The following is a 22,884-nucleotide window of genomic DNA, read 5'->3' as shown; positions in this document are numbered from 1 at the left end:
TTACTTGCGTGCGGTAGATCTTACTGGTGGATTTGGAGGTACTTGTTCCTGCCTTGCCTTTTCCCTTTCCTCCATTCTCCTCAATTGCTTGCGACGGCTGATGAACAGGTTGCGTAAACGGTTATAATCGGCGGCGAGTATGAAGCTGGCACCTGTCGAACTCACATAACCGCGTATGATATCATCGTTCTCAGTTTTGCGATATAGCCTTACCTTATACCTGCCCGTGCGCGATAGTTCATAGTCGGCTGCTATATTACCGGGTATGATAGCGCTGTTCTGGTTGCGGTTGCTATTTTGTCCTTCCAGCTCAAAGTTGTTGCCAACGGTTATTGTAAGCCTGTCATTCAGCAGGCGTTTAGATGCTGCCACGTTGAGATCGGTACGGCTACGGCGTGCGCCTGTGGTGTAGTCTTCCGTAGCCTGCAGATCCAGCGTCAGGTCTATGCCTTGTATCAGCTCGCCAACAAACTGGTTCAGCTGCTCGCTGATAAGACGTGTCACGCTCTGGCGTGCCACAAATCCCGGATCGATACCGGTGCCCGATTCAAACGGGTTGTCAGATACAAAACGGTTCAGCAGCAGTACGGCAAACACCTGCTTGTTCATATCCGATGGACTGTTTCTCAGCAAAGCCAGTTTAGCTTGTACCAATCCTGTAACGTCTCCCGACAGACCATAGCTACGGTTATCAGGCAGTACTATGTCAAACCCGATCTCCGGTTTCATAGCCTGTCCACGTAGGTTCAACTCTATCTGGAAAGGCAGCCTTGTGTTATAATACACCAGTTGTGCGGGGTCAGTTACCTGTTTTTCTACCAGCTCGTATGGTGGTACGTTAGCTGTATATATTGCCTTCAGGTCTAGTTGTGCTTCAAACGGATCTCCCGCAAAAGTTACGGTGCTGCCCGGTTGTATAGTAAACCTGCGCTTAATAAAACTATAGTTCAGTTCATAAGCTCCTTCGTTGATGGTGTAGACACCGGTAACACCCACAGTTCTGTCAGGATTCAATACAGTATTCAAATTCGCTTCGCCGCGCATGCGCAGGAAGTCACCGGTACCCTGGTCTACTATCACAGTAAATTCTGCGTTCTTTTCAACTGCGAGGTTTACGTTCATGTAAGCACCAGACCTGAACGCCAATCGTTTTACAGTGTCGTGCGGAGTAGGAAGGATGTGCATGCCTGTATCGTGCATGTCTACGAACTCAACTATACCTTCTCGTTCCTGGAAGGTTACTTCTTTTTCAGGTACAACTACGGTCATCTTAGTACTGTCGTGTACGGTAACGGTTCCTGTAATGTCTGGCGCCCATATATTACCGCTGGCCTTCAGGTTGGTGCTCACCAGCAGTTTGCCGTAGAAGTACTCATTATCCTTTGCCGTGGTATTCAGCAGCCAGAAACGATTTGCCTGCAGGCGCATAGCCAGTCCAAGATTGCTCATGTCTTGTGTAAATACTTTACCCTCTACGAGGGCTGCATTGCCGCTTTCATCTATCAACCTGAAATTTTCAAACTCGATACCGGTCGGTGTAAATATGATATGCTCGTTAGGCATCATGTACCGTGCACCTACAAGGGCTATTGTTGTTGACAGGCTGTCGGTATAAAGGTCGCCACGAACAATAGGTCTGCTGAGGGTACCGGTTATGTGCAGATCACCGCGCACATTACCAACGCTATTCTTAATCTGGTATTGCGCCAGTCCTTCGATCGTCTGTACGTTGATGGTGTTGATCTTCATATTCAGATCGAAGTTGTTGCCGTTAACGGCCTGCGGGTAATAAAAGCCAGTAACGATCACATCATTGCCGCGGCCATTGATGGCTATGCGCGCGTCTACTTTGTTAATAGTTGCGCTATTTAGTTGTGCATCCACATCGCCTATGGTGTCACCCATCACCGACAGATTAGCAACCTGCACATTGCCGTTTAACTTAGGTGCAGTCTTCCAGTCGCGTAGGGTAAGCGTGCCATTGATCAGGCCGTTAGCTATCGCCGTGTCCTTGCTCACTATCTCCGTGATGTTAGACATCAGGAAGTTGTTGATAGCAACATTCAGCGGTGCGGAATAGTCGGCGGCTGCGCTGTTGAGTGAAATGGATTCTGGTCCGTTGCTGATGCGGAAGTTCTGGACATAAAAGCCTGTTGGCGAGAATACGATGGCATTAGGCTGCGTTACATCCCAGTGTTTGTAATTCAACACCAGGCCATCGCGTATATGAATCTCCTGCTTATCAGGATGCTGGTGGAAAACAAAGCTCGTACCAAAGCGCTCGCGTTTTTCCTGGTCGGCTATACTGATCTTTGACGTGATTTCCTTGTTGGCAACTGTGCCTGTTGCAGAAGCATACCAGAAATCCATACCGCCGCCAGTGAACCTATCTACTGTAACACTATAGTTAAGTCCGGCATTATCACCCTTTACATTGGCCTGCGTATTCAGTATGGTCATATTGTTGTACTGTACACGCGGCGCCGATGCGTCAAGGAATATCGTATTCGGTGTAAGGCCGGCGACGAGGCGGGCTGTATCCATGCTTTGCAAGCCCGGAACAAGCGCGCGTATCATAGCGCCGTCTTTAACGAAAGCATTTACAGCAAGGTCGTAGTGTGCAGGCGCTGAACGTATGGCCCTGACACTATCTATTGCGCTAATAGCATAATGCCGATTAATATGGCTCTGGACGATATTGCCGATCTGGGTGAGCGGTGTATGCCCTGATATGATCGCCTGTATATCTCCTGTGTTTATCACTATATAGTTGCCGCTATCGTCGCTGGGTGTTGAACTGACATAAACACTGTCGAGCTGGAAGCGTTCGCCATTGACCCAAACAACAGGTTTGTCAGCATAGACACTGCCAACCGGATAATCAGGATTCAGTGAACTGATATCTGCCTCAAAGGTCCCGGCTATACGCAATGGGTTTGGCGTGAAACCCAGTTTTTGCAGGTCGAGGTTTACGGAAACCAGCTTGCCGTATATAGCAGGGTATTTTTTACCAAAATCAATACTGCCTTTAAAGCTCAGGTTTGCATTCGGGTCTTTTGAGTTGATATCTATATCGGCAGTTTTGCGATCGATGGTAGCGTTAACGTGGGCATTGCGATAAGTATAACCAAGTACTGTAGCGGAAGCAACATCTCCACGTACTACCGCATTCATATAATTGATGTCAAAACCCTGACCCCTGGCATAGAACGTTCCGGTTACTTTGCCAACAGTTTTGGGCTGCATGATGATCTTGCCGATGTTCAACCTGTCTGCCTTCACGTACAGGTCATATGTTTCGCGTCCCCGTCTGCCAAAAGCCACCGGGCCTTTTACCGTTACATTGCCATCAGTAGTGGTTGCAATAAGGTCCATATTAGCACTCGATACCGTGCCGCTTATTTTACCATTCACGCTAAAGGCAGAAGGCAGGTCCATCGTCTTCAACGTAGCCCTGGGTACCCAAGGCGCGGCCACTGATTCTTTGGACTGCAGCTGCCTGATGTTGAATGAATATCTTATTGACCGAGGATCCGGTGCACCGGTTACAATACCACTTACGTCTACATAACTATTATCGAATCCCTGCAGCTGGAAACGTTTGATGTTGAGTGCACTCACCTGGCCGTCACCAACAAGTGTGATTTTTACAATCTCATTCTGGTACTTATTGAAGAACGGGAGTTTTCTTAATTGCGGCGCAAACAGCAGCACGTCCTGTACGCCCAGCGTGCTGTTCTCCAGGTTAGCTTGTACTTTGGCCAACTGTGGTCGTTCCTTCAGAGCCTTGATAGATGGGAAGGATACCGCTGCATAGTCGTGCAATATACTGCGCGAGGTTTGCAGGTACAGGTTACGGAAGTACATGCCTTCAGGATGGTACATGAATACGGTACGCAGGTCTTTTACATCCAGGCCGCTTTTATCGGCGGCTGCCAGGTGGCGAACATTGGCGCTGATGGTATCGGTGGTGTACCTGAGGTCCTGTGCATCTACTACTATATTGTGCAGGTTAAGGTGCGCATAATCCAAGCCATAGCTAAGCGGCTGCATGGCGGCATTGTCCATTTTGTAGTCGATTCCGTTCATCTTCACCGTCTTTGCGATGAAGCGCCATTTTTTTGACTGGACGGGATTTGTTTTTACCAGTTTCTCGGCCCGTGCTGCTGCTTTTCGTCCCATTTGCAAAACGATGTTGGACGAATCAAGCCGCAGATCGTTTACCATTATGTCCTGTGTTCTCAGGTTTACCATTTCCGGATGGGTAAATAGCAACCCAATGTTCAGGTCGAATGCGATCTGGTCGTTGTTGTTCTTGAAATTGAATATGATGTTTTTCAGGTTTATTTCGCGGAAGGTAACATTAGGGAGCAGTCCACCTTTCTTTGGTTTCTTCACCAGGTAAGAGGTATCCATATTAAAGCTGGATTTCATACCGTTGATATACAAAGCATCAATGCGGTAGTCATGATTGTAAGGGTCAACTTTATTTACTGTGGTTTGTAGTGTATCAATACCTATAGCAAACCTGTCGCCGCCGGTGTAGTCGTCGTAACTTACATATACCTTGTTGAGTATCAACCGCCTGATATCAAGTTGTATCCTGCCGGTAGAATCAGTTGGCGCATCTTGTGCCTGCGGATTGGGTGGTGCCACAAAAGCTTTGACCACATAATCGAAGTTGAATGCGGTATCGGGAACTTTGCGGTAAAGATGGGAAACGGCGTTGTCTATTTGTATCTCTTCTATCTGTACCTGGTTGGTCAATAGCCGCACCATATCGATGTTCACACGCATGTGCCTGGCTGACAGCAAAGTATCCTTCCGCTGGTCGCCAAAATACACGTCGAATAACTCTACCCGTTCTGGTAATTTATAATCAAGCTTGCCTATCTGCACATCGGTGTGCAACCTTTTTTCCATGTACGAGATGATGCGCAAGCGCAGAAAATTCTTACCGGAGTTGGTTGTCAGCCATAGCATTATGATAGTAACAAGCAACAGTAAGCCGGTTACCACAATAGCACTGATCCTTAAAGCTTTTCTCATCTGTTAAGGAAAGCTTATAAAAACTGTACCCTCATTAAAAACAAAAAACGCGCATCGTGGAGATGCGCGTTTCAATAAACTATTAGTTAGAAACAGGTTACATGTTCCTGCGGTACTGGCCACCTACTTCAAACAGGGCTTTGGTGATCTGGCCCAGCGAGCAATACTTCGCTGTTTCCATCAGTTCTTCAAAGATGTTCTGGTTGTGAATAGCAGCCTGCTGCAGGGTGTGCAGTCTTTCCTGGCCCAGGTCGCCGCTGCGTTTCCACAGGTTTTGTGCCGTCTGTATCTGGAATTCTTTTTCTTCGGTAGTAGAACGTATCACTTCTTGTGGTATCACCGTCGGTGAACCTTTACTGCTCAAGAATGTATTCACGCCGATAATGGGGAACTCACCCGTGTGTTTCAGTGTTTCGTAATACAGGCTTTCTTCCTGTATCTTACTACGTTGGTACATGGTCTCCATCGCGCCCAGCACGCCACCACGTTCTGTTATGCGGTCGAATTCTGACAATACAGCTTCTTCTACCAGGTCGGTCAGCTCTTCGATGATGAAGGAACCTTGCAGCGGGTTCTCGTTCTTGGCGAGACCCAGCTCCCTATTGATGATGAGCTGTATAGCCATCGCGCGACGAACGCTTTCTTCCGTTGGCGTAGTGATCGCTTCATCGTAAGCGTTTGTGTGCAGCGAGTTACAGTTGTCGTATATCGCATACAGTGCCTGCAGCGTAGTACGTATATCGTTGAAGTCGATCTCCTGCGCGTGCAGTGAGCGGCCTGATGTCTGGATGTGGTATTTCAACATCTGCGAGCGCTCGTTACCGCCATATTTATTTTTCATGGCCTTGGCCCAGATGCGGCGGGCTACGCGACCGATCACACTGTACTCAGGATCTACACCATTGCTGAAGAAGAACGACAGGTTCGGCGCAAAATCGTCGATGTTCATGCCGCGGCTCAGGTAGTACTCTACAAACGTGAAACCGTTAGACAGCGTGAATGCCAGCTGTGATATCGGGTTAGCACCTGCTTCTGCAATGTGGTAACCGCTGATAGATACTGAATAGAAGTTGCGCACGCCGTTGTTGATAAAGTACTGTTGTACATCACCCATCACACGCAGCGAGAATTCTGTAGAGAAGATGCAGGTGTTTTGCGCCTGGTCTTCTTTCAGGATATCGGCCTGCACGGTACCGCGCACGGCTTTCAGTGTATCAACTTTGATCTTAGCGTACACATCAGCAGGCAGCACCTGGTCGCCGGTAACACCCAGCAGCATCAGACCCAGTCCATCGTTACCTTCAGGCAGCGAGCCTATAGCGCCACCACCAAACGTTGATGGGTTGTACGTAGGACGAGGCAAACCTTTCTCTTTGTATATCGCGTCGATCTTTTTGTTCACTTCATCTTCCAGTCCGTTTGCTTTGATGTACAGTTCGCACTGCTGGTCGATGGCTGCGTTCATGAAGAAGGCAGTAATGGTAGGTGCAGGACCGTTGATGGTCATCGATACCGATGTTTTCGGATCTGCGAGGTGGAAACCGCTATACAGTTTCTTGGCATCGTCGAGGCAGCAAATGCTTACGCCCGAGTTGCCCACTTTACCATAAATATCCGGGCGGTGGTCAGGATCCTGTCCGTAAAGAGTAACGCTATCAAACGCAGTACTCAAACGTTTAGCCGGCATACCCAGCGATACGTAGTGGAAGCGTTTGTTGGTACGCTCTGGTCCACCCTCACCGGCAAACATACGCGTCGGGTCTTCGCCCTCGCGCTTGAATGGATAGATACCCGCAGCATAAGGGAATTCGCCGGGGAAGTTCTCGCTCAGTGCCCAGTACAGTATTTCGCCCCATGCTTCAAACTTAGGTACAGCAACTTTAGGTATCTGTGTATGCGAGAGTGATTCCGTGTGCGTTTTTATCTTCAGCTCTTTATCGCGCACTTTGAAAACATAGTACTCGTCTGTAAAGAGGTGTTTCTTTTTATCCCAGTTTTCCAGCAGGTGTTTGTTCTTAGGGTCCAGCTCCATTTCTGTTTTGCTGTAGACTTCTTGCAGGGTCTTTACCAGCCTGTCTTTATCGTCAGCGTTAGTATCCTGAATGGTTTCAATGGTTTTCTTGATACCAAACAGCTTTTGAGCAACGGCACTCTGGTCCTTAGCCCATTTGTCGTACTTGCGGTTGTTCTCCGATATCTCGCTGAGGTAACGGGTACGAGCCGGCGGAATGATATAGATCTTCTCGCTCATCTCGTTGCTGATGTGGAAGTTCGAATTCAGCGCAGCACCTGTTTTTGATACCACGAGGTCCATCAGCGATTTGTACATCGTGTTGGTACCGGGGTCGTTGAACTGTGAAGCGATGGTGCCGAACACCGGCATATCATCCGGGTTCTTATCAAACAGTTTGTGGTTGCGCTGGAATTGTTTCTTCACGTCGCGCAGGGCATCCATAGCGCCGCGTTTGTCGAATTTGTTGATGACAACGATATCAGCAAAGTCCAGCATGTCGATCTTCTCGAGCTGTGTGGCAGCACCGTATTCCGGAGTCATCACATACATGCTCATGTCGCAGTAGTCAGTGATCTGCGTATCGCTCTGACCGATACCTGACGTTTCGAGGATGATCAGGTCGTAGTTGGCAGCCTTCAGAATGTTAACTGCATCCAAAATGTATTTTGAAACCGCGAGGTTGCTTTGGCGGGTAGCCATAGAACGCATGTACACCCTGCTGTTGCGGATGGCATTCATACGGATACGGTCGCCCAGCAGCGCACCGCCTGTTTTACGTTTCGACGGGTCGACAGAGATAAGACCAATGTTCTTGTCCTTAAAGTCAAGGAGGAACCTGCGCACTATCTCATCTACCAGCGAGCTCTTACCTGCACCACCGGTACCTGTGATACCCAGTATGGGTGTTTTAGACTTAGCAGCTTGCTCGGTTATCTTCTTCAGCATGGCCTGCGTTTCCGGCAGGTCGTGGTAATTCTCCACTGCGGATATCAGGCGTGCTATTGATTTGGGTTCTTTATCAACCAGGTGGCCTACTTCGCCGTTCAGCTGGTTGCCGGTCGGGAAGTCGCTCCTTTGTATCAGGTCGTCGATCATGCCCTGCAGGCCCATAGCGCGGCCATCGTCGGGAGAGTAGATGCGGGTGATGCCATAATTGTGCAGTTCCTCTATCTCAGTAGGCAATATCACACCACCACCACCGCCAAAGATCTTTATGTGTCCGCAGTTGCGCTCCTTCAGTAGGTCGTACATGTATTTAAAGTACTCAACGTGGCCGCCCTGGTAAGAGGTGATGGCAATAGCATTGGCATCTTCCTGTATGGCGCAATCCACTACTTCCTGCACGCTACGGTCGTGGCCCAGGTGTATCACTTCAGCACCGCTTGCCTGCATCATACGACGCATGATGTTGATGGCAGCATCGTGGCCGTCGAACAGGGAGGCCGCAGTTACAATGCGCACTTTATGCTTGGGAGAATAAGACATATAAGATCTTTTAAAATAGAGAAAGCTGAATAAGTGCTTTCCGGGCTGCAAAGGTACAAAATGGCAGGTAAGCTTGCACCCATGTCAGGGCAATAAAAAAGCGGGGTAAAACCCCGCTTTTCAACTATTTGTAGAGAAGACTATTCGTCGTCGTCGTCTTCCTGATCTTGTTTCATGCCGCGTGTATCCATGCCCGGCTCTTTAGGAGCTTTTTTCTTGCTCCAGAAACCACAGCCTATGTTTTTTGAGATACCTACATTCAACTGTTGGCCGAAGGTCAGGTTGAACCTGCTTTCCGACTCAGGTATGATGTCGCCGGCAGCGAAATCGTCAAAATTAACATTCCTATATTCGATACCACCGAAGCCGAAATTCAGTGCCCAGCCATTGTGCACGTTGATCGCGAAGGCAGGTGTAATATAAGCGCGGAAGCCATGGTAGTCGTTCACAGTTGTTGCAACGCGGGCAATGTTTCCAACCGTATCGATCCTGTCTCGGGTTATATCGCCATTGAGGTAACCAACACCAAACTGGCCCCATACAGAGAATGTTTGATTAAAATAATGTGTGTAGCGGTAGAAAGCGCCGATGTTCCATTCCATTTGATCATCAAGGAGTGAAAGTGGTAGCGCAGAAGCTGGTCCAAATTCTCTTTCACGGGCGCTATATGAGTACCCTCCCTCAAGACCGGCGGTCATATTGTCGTGGAACTGGTAACCGATACCTGGCTGGATGTGCCAGGACCGGAATTCGGTTTCATCGCCGGCAAGCTCCTCGTTACGGTTTTCAACAGATGCGGTACCAAATACCAGTATAGAGCCCTTCTGTGCGTTAGCTGCAGTGATAGATGCAACAGCTAATAAAGCCAGGAAAAGTTTTTTCATATTGATCGTGTGTTTGATTAGTCGGGACAAATCTATATTTCCTATTTCTTATATGCAATAGGGGGGTAAAATTGTGTCAAACGGAGATGAGAAGGAGGTTATTTGAACCAGGAGCTGTACATCACATAGTTGTTGGCTATGCGCTCCACTTCGCCCTTTAGTAGCTCAGGGCTGATATCCTTCACTTTTTTGGCTGGAACACCTGCAAAGATGCTGCCTGCAGGTACCTGCGTTCCTTCCAGCACTACTGCACCCGCAGCAATGATACTGTTGGCGCCAATATGCACGTTATCCATCACGATGGAACCCATGCCGATCAGTACGTTGTCTTCCACCGTGCAGCCGTGTACAATAGCATTATGGCCAATGGAAACATTGTCACCGATCACTACCCTTGTTTTTTGGTAGGTACAGTGTATACAGGCGCCATCCTGGATATTTACCTTATTGCCCATCTGGATGCTGTTCACGTCGCCACGAACAACGGCGTTGAACCATACGCTGCATTCGTTACCCATGATCACATCGCCAACGATAGTTGCGTTGGGGGCCACGAAACAATCTTCAGGTATCTGGGGCGAAACGCCTTTTACAGGTAGGATGACCGGCATTATTTCTTGAACAGGTTATACTTCAAGATACAGTAAATAGCCCTGAAACCATCCTTAGCTCCAATTTTTTTCCCTTCTTCGTACGTACGGCCATAATAAGAGATGCCTATCTCGTATATCCTGATCTTTGGTATCCTTGATATCTTAGCTGTTACCTCAGGTTCAAAACCGAAACGTTTTTCTTCCAGCTTCAGGCTTTGAACGATTTCACGCTTGAATACTTTATAACATGTTTCCATGTCTGTCAGGTTCAGGTTGGTGAACATGTTAGACAAGGTAGTGAGCCACTTGTTTCCTATAGAGTGCCAGAAGAACAGGATGCGGTGCGGGTTGCCGCCCATAAAGCGTGAGCCGTATACTACGTCGGCAAAGCCATCCAGCAGCGGTTTCAGCAGCAGGTTGTACTCTTCCGGGTCGTATTCCAGGTCGGCGTCTTGTATGATCACAAAATCGCCGGTGGCAATCCTGATACCGGTATGCAGCGCGGCGCCTTTACCCTGGTTTACTTCATGTTTAAAATAAGTAATAGGTAGCTCGGGGTTAGCAGCCTTGTAAGCCATGATAGCTTCTTCAGTATTGTCTTTCGAGCAGTCGTTTACAATGATCACCTCTTTTTCCATCCCGTTGATCAGCTTCACCGCCTTCACCTTGTCGAGGATGAAGTGGATAGTGCGGCCTTCATTATATGCCGGGATAACGATAGAAAGTTTAGTGCTCATTGGGTTTTTATAAATATAAGGGCGCAAATTACGACTGATTTTCCAAACTGTTAACGCTTTATCCCCAACAATATTGGTTACGACTGCAAAAAGCAATGCTTTGATTACTTTTGTTTAGTCATTTTGAACCGGGGCGGGATACGCTAGTCTCAAAATATAATAAGGCTTCACACTTTCTGAACTAGTAATGCAAGCATATCTCGACCTTCTCCAACATATATTAGATACCGGCGCTACCAAAAGCGATCGCACGGGTACAGGTACTATCAGCTGTTTTGGCTACCAGATGCGTTTCGACCTGCAAAAAGGTTTCCCGCTGGTTACTACCAAAAAGCTGCATCTGAAGTCTATCATCCACGAACTGCTTTGGTTTTTGCAGGGCGATACCAACATCGCTTACTTGAAAGAAAATGGCGTGAGCATATGGGATGAATGGGCAGACGCTAACGGCGATTTAGGTCCTGTATATGGCCACCAGTGGAGGAGCTGGACGGGTGCTGATGGTACTACTTACGACCAGATAAGCGATGTCATCAAACAAATAAAGACGAATCCTGACAGCCGCCGTATGATCGTTAGCGCATGGAACGTGGCTGACCTGCCGAAGATGAAGCTGATGCCCTGCCATGCACTGTTCCAGTTTTATGTGGCCGATGGCAAACTGTCTTGCCAGCTGTACCAACGCAGCGCTGATGTTTTCTTAGGCGTTCCGTTCAACATCGCATCTTACGCACTGCTCACGATGATGATAGCGCAGGTGTGCGGACTGCAATACGGTGAGTTCATCCACACCTTTGGTGATGTACACCTGTATAGCAACCACATCGATCAGGCAAAACTGCAACTCACGCGCACGCCATACGAGCTGCCAACCATGAAGATCAACCCGGATGTAAAAGATATCTTCTCTTTCAAGTTCGAAGATTTTACACTGGAGAATTACCAGCACCACCCTGCTATTAAAGCGCCGGTGGCGGTGTAAAGACAGCATCTAAAAATAAAAGAGCAATGGTAATGATGGCTCTGTGGATATTGTTTCTTTTTAGCGCTCTTGTAGTAGCTATCCTCATTGTCGCTATTATCGTTTGCTTATTTCGAATAGAGTCACGAAAAAGACGGCGTAGCGTAGTAACAATCCTTTCCAGTATTATTCTAATTGTTGTCGCTCTTTGGGCTTGGCTATTTATTGCTTGGGCGGCAGATCCTAATCTTATTTATTAACTCTTTGGCATAATCCCGACGGAAGCTTTTCTCTTCCCCTCTTGAGCGGGGTGTGTCCAGATAACGCTAAAAAAGCCCGGCAAACACCGGGCTTTTACTTTATCAATCGTCGAAGTTCTCTATGGAACTTCCACTACATTAAGGATCTCGTTCAGTATTTGTTCGCTGGTGATGTTCTCTGCTTCGGCCTCGTAAGTGATGCCGATACGGTGGCGCATTACATCGTGGCATATTGCGCGTACGTCTTCAGGTATTACATAACCGCGGCGTTTCATGAAGGCGTATGCTTTTGCAGCCAACGCCAGGTTGATGCTGGCACGTGGTGAAGCACCGTAGCTAATGAGCGGTTTCAGTTTATTCAGTTTGTATTCTTCAGGGAAACGTGTAGCAAATACGATGTCGAGAATGTATTGTTCGATCTTCTCGTCCATATACACCTCGCGTACCAGCGTACGTGCTTTCATAATATCTTCCGGGCTCACTACGGGGTTGATCTTGCTCATGCCCTGCGGGTTCAGGTTGTAGCGGATGATGTGGCGCTCTTCTTCTTTTTTAGGATAAGAGATCACCACCTTCAGCATAAAACGGTCCACCTGTGCTTCGGGCAGTTCATAAGTACCTTCTTGCTCTATCGGGTTTTGCGTAGCCAGCACCAGGAAAGGTTCTTCCAGTTTGTAAGTAGAATCACCAATGGTTACCTGGCGTTCCTGCATGGCTTCCAGCAGGGCGCTTTGCACTTTTGCAGGGGCACGGTTGATCTCATCGGCCAAAATAAAGTTGGCGAAGATGGGCCCTTTGCGAACAGCAAACTCGTGTGCCTGCGGGTTATATACCATTGTACCCAGCACGTCGGCCGGTAGCAGGTCGGGGGTAAATTGTATACGGGCAAAACGCGCGTGAATAGCTGATGCCAGCGATTTGATGGCCAGGGTCTTTGCAAGACCGGGCACACCTTCCAGCAGTACGTGGCCATTGGCCAGCAGGCCTATCATCAGCCTTTCTACCATGTGTTTCTGGCCTACCACAGCCTTGTTCAACTCCATGGTCAGCAGATCTATAAAAGCGCTTTGCTGGTGGATGCGTTCATTCAGTTCGCGGATGTCAACGTTCGATGTTACAGGTTCCATAAACAGTATTACAAAGCAATATATTACTTCTCAAAAATATTGCAGATGGTTTTTTAACCGCTGTTAAAAATGAGTTAAACCAAACTCCGTGTATTTCAGGTAGTTTTGCAGCGGTATGGAAAATTTTGAACAACGCTGGGCCAAGGTGGAAGAACTGATGCTGGAACGCTTTGGCAAGCTGCCCGATATGGAAGGTATCTTATTCCTGATAGGCGTGAATGAATTCGGCAACCTGCCGCGCCGTAAATTCTCCAAAGAGCAGAAGCAGGACCTGATGCACGTTGCAGTGTGCAGCCTGCTGAGCCGCCGCGGGTATTTTGAATATACCGGCCGCGACGAAGACGGCTGGCCGCACTACGCACCAGTGCAGTCGGTCGAAGCTACAGGCCTCGCCGCACAGGAACAGGTATTGAAAGAATGCGTGATAGAATATTTTGAACTATAGCCACTTCTGACAAGCATCAAATAAAAAGCCCCCCGCTATCAGCGGGGGGCTTTTACGTTATTCGGAAACTTAGATTATTTGATAACCGACAGTTTTTTCGTCATCATACCTTTTTCGGTCTGAACAGATACGTTGTAAATGCCCGGAGCGAAATCAGTTGTGTTGATGTCGATGGTTTGAGAACCTGCAGACATAGTTTCGTCAGCAATGGTTTTTACCAGGCGGCCCATAGCATCTGTTACAGCTACAGTTACTTTACCGCTTGCAGACAGGCCAAACCTCAGTGTACTGTTGTTAGCAGCAGGGTTAGGGAAGATGCTGAATGCTTCGATACCGGCAGCAACATCTGTAATACCTACTGGCACGCTCATTACGTTGCTGTTCAGAACTACGCCATCTGAGTTGCGGATCAGGATTACGATAGCACGCATTTTTTCGCGATGGTAATCTGCCCTGATAGTAGTATTGAAAGTATAATCGTAAACCGTGTTCGCAGTCATAGTTGCCGGCAGGCTGCCTGCAGCGCCGTCGGTAGAAGGTACGATCTGGCGGGCTACGAAATCATATTCCATTTTTGCTGCAGGTACTTTACTAGGCTCGCTATACCAATCGTGACCAGCGCCTGAAAGAGGAGCATAGCCGCTATAGTAGTTGGCTTGTGCCCACGTTGTGCTTGTGCCGTGTACATCGTCCTCGGTAAGCACCAGTGCAAGACGATAGTCGCCAGAAAGATCAGCAGCAGGCTTTACACTAGCTTTTACACCAAAGCTAAAGCCAGCGCTTGGCACATACTGCAGGGAGATATCGGCGTATGCGAAGTTGCCTTTATAGTTATTATAAGCGGTGATCAGCGCCGAAGGATCCATCTCTTCCACACGGTCAACAAGTACAGAAGGGTAACCGCCGATCTTTGTGCTCATAAATGCATCATAACCAGACAGCACCATTGGGTCGCCATTGTGCACTGCCACCAGGCTCACATCCTGTTGGTAGTTGTTCCACAGCGAGTCCATATATACAGCACCCCTTGGACACCAGCCACACCAGGTACCCGTACCTTCTTCAATAAAGATCTTTTTAGTAGGCATGAATGCAACCGATGTAACAACAGTACCGTTTGTATCGTTGGTTGCATTAACATCGCCGCCCAGTTCTACCCACATAGTGATGGGATAGTCGCCAGAAGCCGATGGCAGGGTAAATGGTGTGCTTACGCTGAAGTTAGCCGATCCAAAAGCCGGGATGTTTACAGACGAAATGGTTGTAGAAACAACAGGGTTAGCACCTTGCTGGTACTTTACAGTGTAAGCAGTAACAGCGGAGCTACCGAAGTTGAATACAGTACCGCCAAGGTTGATGTTCGAATTGCCCAGGCCGTAGTGCTGCTGAGAAGTCGCAGACGGCGTTACCGTTGTCAGTCCCAGGTCGTTAGCAGGCGGAGTGTATGTGGCAATATTGTCGATATACAGCAATTCTTTATCGTTAGAGTTGTTGCGGAAGGCAACGTAAACGGTTTGACCGTTAAAAGCGGCGAGGCTTGCATAGCGTGTAGTGAACGCATTTGCTGCAGCACCTGAAGTAGTATAGATAACGTTGGTGAAATCGGCTACCTGGTCACCGGTAGTTGACACAAGCACTTCGTAACCATCAGGAAAATTTGCGTTAGAAGCTTTCTCATCCCATTTGATGGCCATATTGGCGCTAACGGTGAACGAATGTGTTACCACATAATCGTTAGCAGTACCACTAGGACTGTACCATGAAGTAGATACGATCGTAGAGTCGCCAACAATGGGATTACCCTGGCTATCCGACTTTACGCGCAGCACCCATGCATCAGTCACGAACGAGGTCGTTGAACTAGGGGTTTTACCATCAACATTGTACAGTTTCCAACCTGAGGGGAAACCGCTGTTGAAGTTTTCAGACCAGGCCTGAGCATTAGCGCTATTGCCGGCTGCCAGAGCAGCAAGCGCTGCAATGAGTAATTTTCCTTTCACTTCATTTAAGTTTTATGCTGACGAAGTTAAGGGAATATTAAATTCACAAGGCGCAACAGATATTGATTCTCCTTTATGTGTGACTGGTTTTTCATCCGTCAACCCATCCCGGCCATATCATAAATGGTACGATTGTTGTATTTTTGTTCTATAAAAGAGAACTATGCGTTCCTGCTACTGTTTCTGGTTTGGGGTTGTATAAGTTGCAACTCATCCGCAAAGCACGGGGAGCAGGTACAGAGCACGGACAACAAGCAGAGCACAAATACCCCGGTTGAGGAACGTGATTGGCATAAACAATATTCCGGAACTGTAGCGGGGCAACCTGTACATGTACAATTGCAGAAATACGGCGATGAGCTTCATGGTTCCTATTATTACATTGCAAGGGGCCAGGTAATAAACCTGCTTCCTGACCCGGCAACCCACGATAGCCTGGTATTATCGGAGAATCCTACCACGGAGATGGGCGGCTGGGAAAACGGTGGTGAATGGCACAGCGTTATAAAAGGCGACTCGATAACCGGGGTGTGGACGGATTCAAAGGGCAAAAAAATGCAACCCATCCGCTTGAAAGAAGTGAATCCTTCCGGTAGTATTAAATTGGCGATTCCGTGGTTAAAAGATTCGGCAAAGCTGAGCGAACGGAGGAAGGACTACACGGTATTTGCCTCCTACCAGTTTTTAGTTCCGGCAAAGAATGCAGCGTACGATCATAAAGTTTTTGTCGATTCCGTCCTGCATGGTCCGTTGGGCTGCAAGGTTGGCGAGCTGGAGCGGTGTATGCGCTCCATGGCTGATAGTTTCTTTCTCAGCTACCGCGAAGACATGGACGGACTTGATACCGCGGAGCATGTTTCCAGCTATGATGAACAACTGCGGATGTGGGTGCTTTTAAATAGAGATGGCTGGCTGGTGGTGGAATGTTTTGGTTACGACTATACTGGCGGTGCCCATGGCATATTTGGTAGCAGCTTTTTGAATATAGACCTTCAGCGCGGCAAACTCTGGAAGCTGGGCGATGTGATAGAAGGGGATACTGCCAGGCTGAGGCCGTTGCTGGTTGAAGCTGCCCGTAAGTATTTTAAACTCAAACCGCAGGAAAAACTAGGCGGAGTACTGTTGGACCTGGAAGAACCTACTGTTACCGATAATTTTTACATCACTCCTACGGGACTGACCTTTGTGTACAACCCCTACGAGATCACTCCATATTCGGCGGGTATGATCACCCTTTTTGTTCCCTACGGAAGGCTTTATGGCCTGCTGACGCCCGAATTTTCGGCCCGGATGAATAAGAAATGAAGCCGCAAAACGGAAAAAAACTAACTCGCGAGCTAACAATATGTAACAATTTATTCCGCGGAAACACCTGTAAAACCTGAATTATATAAGATTATCTCTATTCGAATTCCCATCTCAGGCGGGCAAAATCTCGATTAATCAGTTTAATCTGAGGTTCAGACCTATTATCTTTGCCTCACGATCCAAAAAAGGATATCGGGGTGCCTAATAGTTCAGGCTGAGATCATACCCGCTGAACCTGGACCGGGTAATGCCGGTTAGGGAAGAGTGAAAAATCAGCTCGTATACTGTTGCATCCATTTGTACACTATCGCAGTCGCATGCGTGTATGGGTGGTTGTAGTCGTAGACGAAGGACAATGCATGGCGCCTCACATTTTGCCAAACATGAAATCTAAAGTCATGCATCCAAAACACACACTTGTCCTCGCAACCATGCTTTGCGCAGGCAGTTCCACCGTCATTGCCCAGGAAGCCGAGACCATCGACTCCGTAAGGCAGAAACAACAAATGCTGCAGCCCATCGAGGTGCGCGGTTTAAGGGCCACGCAGGATGCTCCTTTTGCTAAAACTGAGCTTTCGCGCAAGGACATCGAAAAGCAAAACCTTGGCCAGGACATTCCTTACCTGCTGCAGTACACACCGTCGGCAGTGTCAACATCAGACGCGGGCGCCGGTGTAGGTTATACAGGTCTGCGTGTTCGCGGTACAGACGGACAGCGTATCAACGTCACCCTCAATGGCATCCCGGTGAATGATGGGGAATCACAAGGCGTTTTCTTCGTCAACACGCCAGACCTTGCCTCTTCTACCGGTTCTATTCAGCTACAGCGCGGTGTAGGTTCTTCTACCAATGGCGGTGCTGCATTTGGCGCTACAATGAGCATCAGCAACCTGCTGCAGTTTGAAAAAGCTGGTGCCGAGATCAGCGAAGGCTATGGCTCGTTCAATACCTGGAGGCACACACTGCGTGCTGGTACAGGTCTTCTGAAGAACGGCCTGCAGTTCGATGTGCGCCTGTCGAAGATCAGCTCCGATGGCTATATGCAACGTTCTGCCAGCGACCTGAAATCACTGCAGTTCATAGCAGGCTGGCAGGCAAACAAGAATACCCATGTTCGCTTCATGATGATGACGGGGCAGGAAAAAACCGGCCAGGCATGGAACGGTGTTCCGCAGGACTCACTGCTCACCAACCGAACCTTCAATGGCCTTGGACTGAAATCGGATGGCTACTATTACAACGACCAGACCGATAACTACCAGCAGGATTATTACCAGGGTTTTGTTGACCACAAGTTTGGTAAATACCTGACTGGTCACCTTGGCTTGTTCCTGACGAGGGGCCATGGCTACTACCAGGAATACCGCATGGGCGATGCCTATGCTGACTACGGTTTGCCTGATTTTATCAGCGGTACGGATACGATCACTACTACTGACCTTACCCGTCAGCTGTGGCTCGACAACTATTTCTACGGCTCGGTGTTCTCACTTATCTATGAAAAGGATAAGACCCAGCTTACGCTTGGTGGTGGCTGGAACCAATATGACGGCAACCATTACGGTTTCGTGAAATGGGCGGAGTTCAACATACCTGTCGACTACCGCTGGTATAACCTGACCTCACAGAAGAATGACCTGAACGTCTACCTGAAAGCCCAACATAAGATCACCGAAAAGCTTATTGTTTATGGCGATGCGCAGTACCGCCGTGTAGGCTACAACATCAATGGCTTCAGGAAGAACCCGACCGTTATGCCGTCGGTTGACTATAACTTCTTCAATCCTAAAGCGGGTCTGACCTATTTCATTGAGAACAGCTTCCGCAAGCGCCAGAAACTATATGGGTCAGTTGCCATAGCCAACAAAGAGCCGAACAGGGACGATTTCGAAGCATCGGTTACCAATCTGCCGAAACCGGAGAAATTGACAGACATTGAGATCGGCTATGAAATGAATACAAAAAAATGGAGTGCTGCTGCCAATGTATACGCTATGTCGTACAAAAATCAGCTGGTACTGACAGGGCAGATCAACGATGTAGGCGCGTACGCACGTACCAACGTGGGTAACAGCTACAGGCGCGGCATTGAGTTGCAGGCCGGCGTGGTGCCTTTCGACTGGATGAGGGCTTTTGCTAATGCAACCTTCTCAGAGAACAAGATCGACAACTTTACCGAGTACCAGGATGACTACGACAACGCCACTGGTGAACAGATCGTGATCAATCACGCGAAGACAGACATCGCATTTTCTCCTAATGTAATTGCCGCCGGTGGTTTGACCTTCACTCCATTTACTAATATGGCAGAAGGCAACAGCCTCGAGTTCGACCTGTTGGGCAAGCACGTAGGCAAACAATACCTCGACAATACATCGAACGAAGATCGTAAGATCAGTGCCTACACCCTGTGCGATGTACGCATCAGGTATACGGTGCAAATTCGTCCATTCCGCGAGGTAGCCGCCAGTTTGGCACTTAACAACATATTTAACAAAATGTATGAAAGCAATGGTTATACGTTCAGCTACAAATACGGCGGCGTAGTAACCACTGAGAACTATTACTTCCCCCAGGCTGGTTTCAACTGGCTGGCAGGATTGACTCTTAAATGGTAAAATAGGGGCGCGTATCACCGTGGAAGCAACGCCGGGCACCTGCCCGGCGTTAGTTTTTTATTGCAAGTATATAGATGGTGTTAACAACCAATATCATGCAGATAAAGTAACTTTGTATGTCTGCCATTTTTACATTGGTAGGCAATTTGATAGAGAGTAGAGAAACAATAGAATAGATCATGGGAGCTTACATGGGTTATTATCTGCTTGCCGGTATCCTGTTTTTGGTGGGTATGGTGGTAAGCAGCAGGCTGAAATCAAAATTCAAGGAGTATTCTGAGATACCCCTGCGCGAAGGTCTCAGCGGTAAAGAAGTGGCTGAACGCATGCTTCGGGAGAACGGCATTTATGACGTGACCGTTACCTCTTCGCAAGGCTTTTTGTCAGACCACTACAATCCCGCAGACAAAACTGTTAACCTAAGTCCGGATGTATATGCCGGCACCAGCATCGCTTCTACAGCGGTGGCGGCCCACGAGTGCGGCCACGCAGTTCAACACGCTACGGCCTATAGCATGCTGCAGCTGCGTAGCAAGTTGGTGCCCATTACACAGATCAGCACTACGCTTTCACAATGGATCATACTGGCGGGTATTGGTTTTATGGGCTTTGGCCATGGCAACCAGACACTGCTGCTGATTGGAATCATCTTATTTTCCTTCTCTACAATATTTTCTTTGGTTACCTTGCCTGTAGAGTATGATGCCAGCCATCGAGCATTGCGCTGGATGGAAGCTTCGGGGCTGACCACCAGGGAAGAGCATGACAAAGCGAAAGACGCCTTGAAATGGGCAGCTCGTACTTACGTAGTAGCAGCGATAAGCGCAGTGGCGACGCTCGTATACTACATACTAATTTTCATGAACCGTAGAGACTAAACTTAAATCTGGAATATGAACGTACAACAATTATATACCAACTGCCTTAGCGAAGCTGCTTACTTTATCGATAGCGATGGCGAAGCCGCCGTGATCGATCCGCTTCGTGACGTGGATGCCTATATCAAAATGGCAGAAGAAAAAGGTGTGCAGATCAAGTACATCTTCGAAACGCATTTTCATGCCGATTTCGTGAGCGGTCACCTCGAGCTGTCGAGGAAGACCGGTGCGCCGATCATATACGGTCCAAACACCAAGACCAATTTTCAAGTACAGGTGGCCAACGACGGCGATGAGTTCGCTATCGGTAATGTAAAGTTGAAAGTGCTGCATACCCCCGGCCATACGCTGGAAAGCACCAGCTACCTGTTGAACGACGAAAGCGGTAAACCATACTGCGTGTTTACAGGTGATACCCTGTTCGTAGGCGATGTTGGCCGTCCTGACCTGTTCAGCGGCAACCTGAGCAAAGAAGAGCTGGCGGGTATGATGTACGATTCACTGCACACCAAGATCAAGACCCTGAATGATGATATCATCGTATATCCTGCGCATGGTCCTGGTTCTTCTTGCGGTAAAAACCTCGGTCCGCAAACGTACAGCACTATTGGCGAGCAAAAAGCCAGCAACTATGCGCTGCAGGATATGACCAAAGAGGAATTCGTTAAGGTAGTTACCGAAGGTCTTTCTACGCCTCCGGCTTACTTCCCGATCAATGCGAAGATCAACCGTGAAGGTTATGAAAGCCTGGAAGACGTGATGAATAAAGGTCTTACACCATTGTCTGTAGACCAGTTCAAGCTGCGTGTACAGGAAGGCGCCTGGATCCTTGATACACGTGCAGCCACAGTATTTACTGAAGGTTTTGTGCCGGATGCTATCAGCATAGGCCTCGACGGCCGTTTTGCAGAGTGGGCTGGTAGCCTGCTACCGTTCACGCAAAAGCTAGTGCTGGTAACCGAACCCGGTAAAGAAAAAGAAAGCGTGGTTCGCCTCGCCCGTGTTGGTATCGACAACGTGGAAGGTGTACTGGATGGCGGTATCGCTGCGTGGGTTGCTGCCGGTGAAAAGCTGGATATGGTCATCGACATAGAGCCGGATGAACTGGCGATGGATATACCACACGACAGCAAACTGGAGATCATCGACGTACGCAAGCCCGGTGAATTTGCTACAGCACACATTAAAGGTGCGCAAAACGTTCCGCTGGATTCATTGATTGATCCTGTGAATATGGCTATGATCAATGAAGACAACAACCTGTATATACAGTGTGCGGGGGGCTACCGCTCGGTGATAGCAGCCTCGCTGCTGAAGCGCCAGGGTTACCATAATCTGAGGAATGTATTGGGAGGTTTCGCTAAGATCAAGACCATAAAGAACATCCCTATCGTTACTCCGCAGGAGCAGAATGTATAGTCATACTTTATGATAAACGCTAGAGAGAGCCACCGCAAGGTGGCTTTTTCATTTCTAAAAAACCGGCAAGGCCTATAAAATTCAAGTTTATAAAACTATATTTGAGAGACTATTGTTTTGAATATGAAACATATTTCCACTTTTTGTTTGTCTATAGCCATGTCGTTGGGCGCATTGAGCGCTGGTGCACAGGGCAGTGGTGACCCCGGTCTTTCTGCAATCGGTGGCCTGCGTTCGGGTGCTGCTTTGGCTTTCGACGAAGAAACTTATGAGAACGACCGCGTAGAACTTAACCTTGGCCACACTATGGCCAAAGGCGAAAGGGATGTGGTGATCAATATGCCTCATGCTGCAGTAAGAATACCGCTGCACGAGCATGGATACCTCGACACGCGTCTTCCTTTCTACGCTACGCGCGGTGAACTGGCGAAGATCGGCGGCATTGGCGACCTGACGGTAGCTTATACGCACTTCCTGCCTTATGCCGATGGTTTTAGCTGGCAGTTTACCGGTGGTGTTGAACTGGGACTGACAAACGCCAGCCTTACAGATGGTAAAGGCCGTGGTTTGCCTATGGTGTATCAACCGGGACAAGGTAGCACAGACCTGATACTGGGTGCTAGCGGCCAGTACAAAGACTTCGTGAGCTTTGCTGTAGGTTACCAACAACCTATCATACGCTACAACGGCAATGACTATCTGCGCTCTTCACCCATCAACGAACTGGGCTATAGCAATGCCGACTATCCATTGTCGCGCCAGCTGTACCGCAATGGCGACCTGATGCTGCGCGTAGAAGGTCACCTGACAGGCACGCGCGCCGGCATCTCTGCTGGTCCGTTAGTGTTCTATCATCTGAGGAATGATCTATACCTAGATATCAACAACAACTACCGCGAGTCGTTCGATTCAAAAGGTTTCACCATGAACCTCGCTGGTTCTGCGTTTTACCGCATGGGCCGTTATGGTCAGTGGAAAGTTGGTGTGTATGGTGCTGTGCCTATAGCAGAGCGCGACTTCTATCCCGATGGTACAAGCCGCCAGTGGTTGATAATGCCGAATATCTCTTACTTCTTCGGACAGGATGCTTTATTGTTTGAATAACA

At 48.4% G+C, this 22,884-nt stretch carries 14 protein-coding genes and 1 riboswitch; of the genes, 7 read left to right on the top strand and 7 right to left on the bottom strand.

Annotated features, from left to right (window positions below; genetic code table 11):
* The 5 genes from P2W83_RS05825 to P2W83_RS05805 form a co-directional block, all read right to left on the bottom strand.
* Positions 1-5,049, bottom strand: coding sequence for a translocation/assembly module TamB domain-containing protein (locus P2W83_RS05825; protein WP_276132762.1), 5,049 nt, complete (start codon positions 5,047-5,049; stop codon positions 1-3).
* Positions 5,050-5,146: 97 nt separating this feature from the next.
* Positions 5,147-8,548 carry a methylmalonyl-CoA mutase family protein gene (locus P2W83_RS05820; protein WP_276132761.1) on the bottom strand — a complete coding sequence of 1,134 codons (3,402 nt, stop codon included), beginning with the start codon at positions 8,546-8,548 and terminating at the stop codon, positions 5,147-5,149.
* A gap of 140 nt (positions 8,549-8,688) precedes the next feature.
* Positions 8,689-9,432, bottom strand: coding sequence for an outer membrane beta-barrel protein (locus tag P2W83_RS05815; RefSeq protein ID WP_276132760.1), 744 nt, complete (start codon positions 9,430-9,432; stop codon positions 8,689-8,691).
* 98 nt (positions 9,433-9,530) lie between these two features.
* Positions 9,531-10,043 (bottom strand): gamma carbonic anhydrase family protein, encoded by a 513-nt coding sequence (locus tag P2W83_RS05810; protein WP_276132759.1) that lies wholly within the window; start codon positions 10,041-10,043, stop codon positions 9,531-9,533.
* Positions 10,043-10,762: a glycosyltransferase family 2 protein gene (locus P2W83_RS05805; protein WP_276132758.1), complete on the bottom strand. Its 720-nt coding sequence runs from the start codon at positions 10,760-10,762 to the stop codon at positions 10,043-10,045. The genes P2W83_RS05810 and P2W83_RS05805 overlap by 1 nt, the downstream gene beginning before the upstream one ends.
* A 187-nt stretch (positions 10,763-10,949) precedes the next feature.
* Between P2W83_RS05805 and P2W83_RS05800 the strand changes: the two genes are divergently transcribed.
* Positions 10,950-11,744 (top strand): thymidylate synthase, encoded by a 795-nt coding sequence (locus tag P2W83_RS05800; RefSeq protein WP_276132757.1) that lies wholly within the window; start codon positions 10,950-10,952, stop codon positions 11,742-11,744.
* 358 nt (positions 11,745-12,102) lie between these two features.
* Here P2W83_RS05800 and P2W83_RS05795 read toward each other — a convergent pair whose 3' ends face one another.
* Positions 12,103-13,110, bottom strand: coding sequence for an AAA family ATPase (locus P2W83_RS05795; RefSeq protein WP_276132756.1), 1,008 nt, complete (start codon positions 13,108-13,110; stop codon positions 12,103-12,105).
* A 115-nt stretch (positions 13,111-13,225) separates the two neighbouring features.
* On the opposite strand from P2W83_RS05795, the gene P2W83_RS05790 reads away from it, so the two are divergent.
* Positions 13,226-13,555 (top strand): hypothetical protein, encoded by a 330-nt coding sequence (locus tag P2W83_RS05790; protein WP_276132755.1) that lies wholly within the window; start codon positions 13,226-13,228, stop codon positions 13,553-13,555.
* A gap of 74 nt (positions 13,556-13,629) precedes the next feature.
* On the opposite strand, the gene P2W83_RS05785 is transcribed toward P2W83_RS05790, so the two are convergent.
* Positions 13,630-15,555, bottom strand: a complete 1,926-nt coding sequence (locus tag P2W83_RS05785) for a T9SS-dependent choice-of-anchor J family protein (protein ID WP_276132754.1) — start codon at positions 15,553-15,555, stop codon at positions 13,630-13,632.
* Positions 15,556-15,678: 123 nt separating this feature from the next.
* Between P2W83_RS05785 and P2W83_RS05780 the strand changes: the two genes are divergently transcribed.
* From P2W83_RS05780 to P2W83_RS05760, 5 genes are all read left to right on the top strand, one after another.
* Entirely contained in the window at positions 15,679-16,860 is a 1,182-nt protein-coding gene (locus P2W83_RS05780) for an RsiV family protein (RefSeq protein ID WP_276132753.1), read from the top strand.
* Between the two features lie 186 nt (positions 16,861-17,046).
* Positions 17,047-17,141: riboswitch (TPP riboswitch) on the top strand.
* Between the two features lie 120 nt (positions 17,142-17,261).
* Positions 17,262-19,481, top strand: a complete 2,220-nt coding sequence (locus tag P2W83_RS05775; protein ID WP_276132752.1) for a TonB-dependent receptor — start codon at positions 17,262-17,264, stop codon at positions 19,479-19,481.
* A gap of 179 nt (positions 19,482-19,660) precedes the next feature.
* The gene (locus tag P2W83_RS05770) at positions 19,661-20,359 is read left to right on the top strand and encodes a zinc metallopeptidase (protein ID WP_276132751.1); all 699 of its coding nucleotides are present in this window, start codon (positions 19,661-19,663) and stop codon (positions 20,357-20,359) included.
* A 15-nt stretch (positions 20,360-20,374) separates the two neighbouring features.
* Positions 20,375-21,778 (top strand): MBL fold metallo-hydrolase, encoded by a 1,404-nt coding sequence (locus P2W83_RS05765; protein WP_276132750.1) that lies wholly within the window; start codon positions 20,375-20,377, stop codon positions 21,776-21,778.
* 123 nt (positions 21,779-21,901) lie between these two features.
* Positions 21,902-22,882 (top strand): hypothetical protein, encoded by a 981-nt coding sequence (locus P2W83_RS05760; protein ID WP_276132749.1) that lies wholly within the window; start codon positions 21,902-21,904, stop codon positions 22,880-22,882.
* Positions 22,883-22,884: the final 2 nt, after the last annotated feature.

It is taken from the genome of Polluticoccus soli, from assembly GCF_029269745.1.
GTDB classification, from domain to species: Bacteria; Bacteroidota; Bacteroidia; order Chitinophagales; family Chitinophagaceae; genus Polluticoccus; species Polluticoccus soli.
Note: the sequence above shows the minus strand (reverse complement) of the source record. Positions and strands in the feature narration are given on the sequence as shown.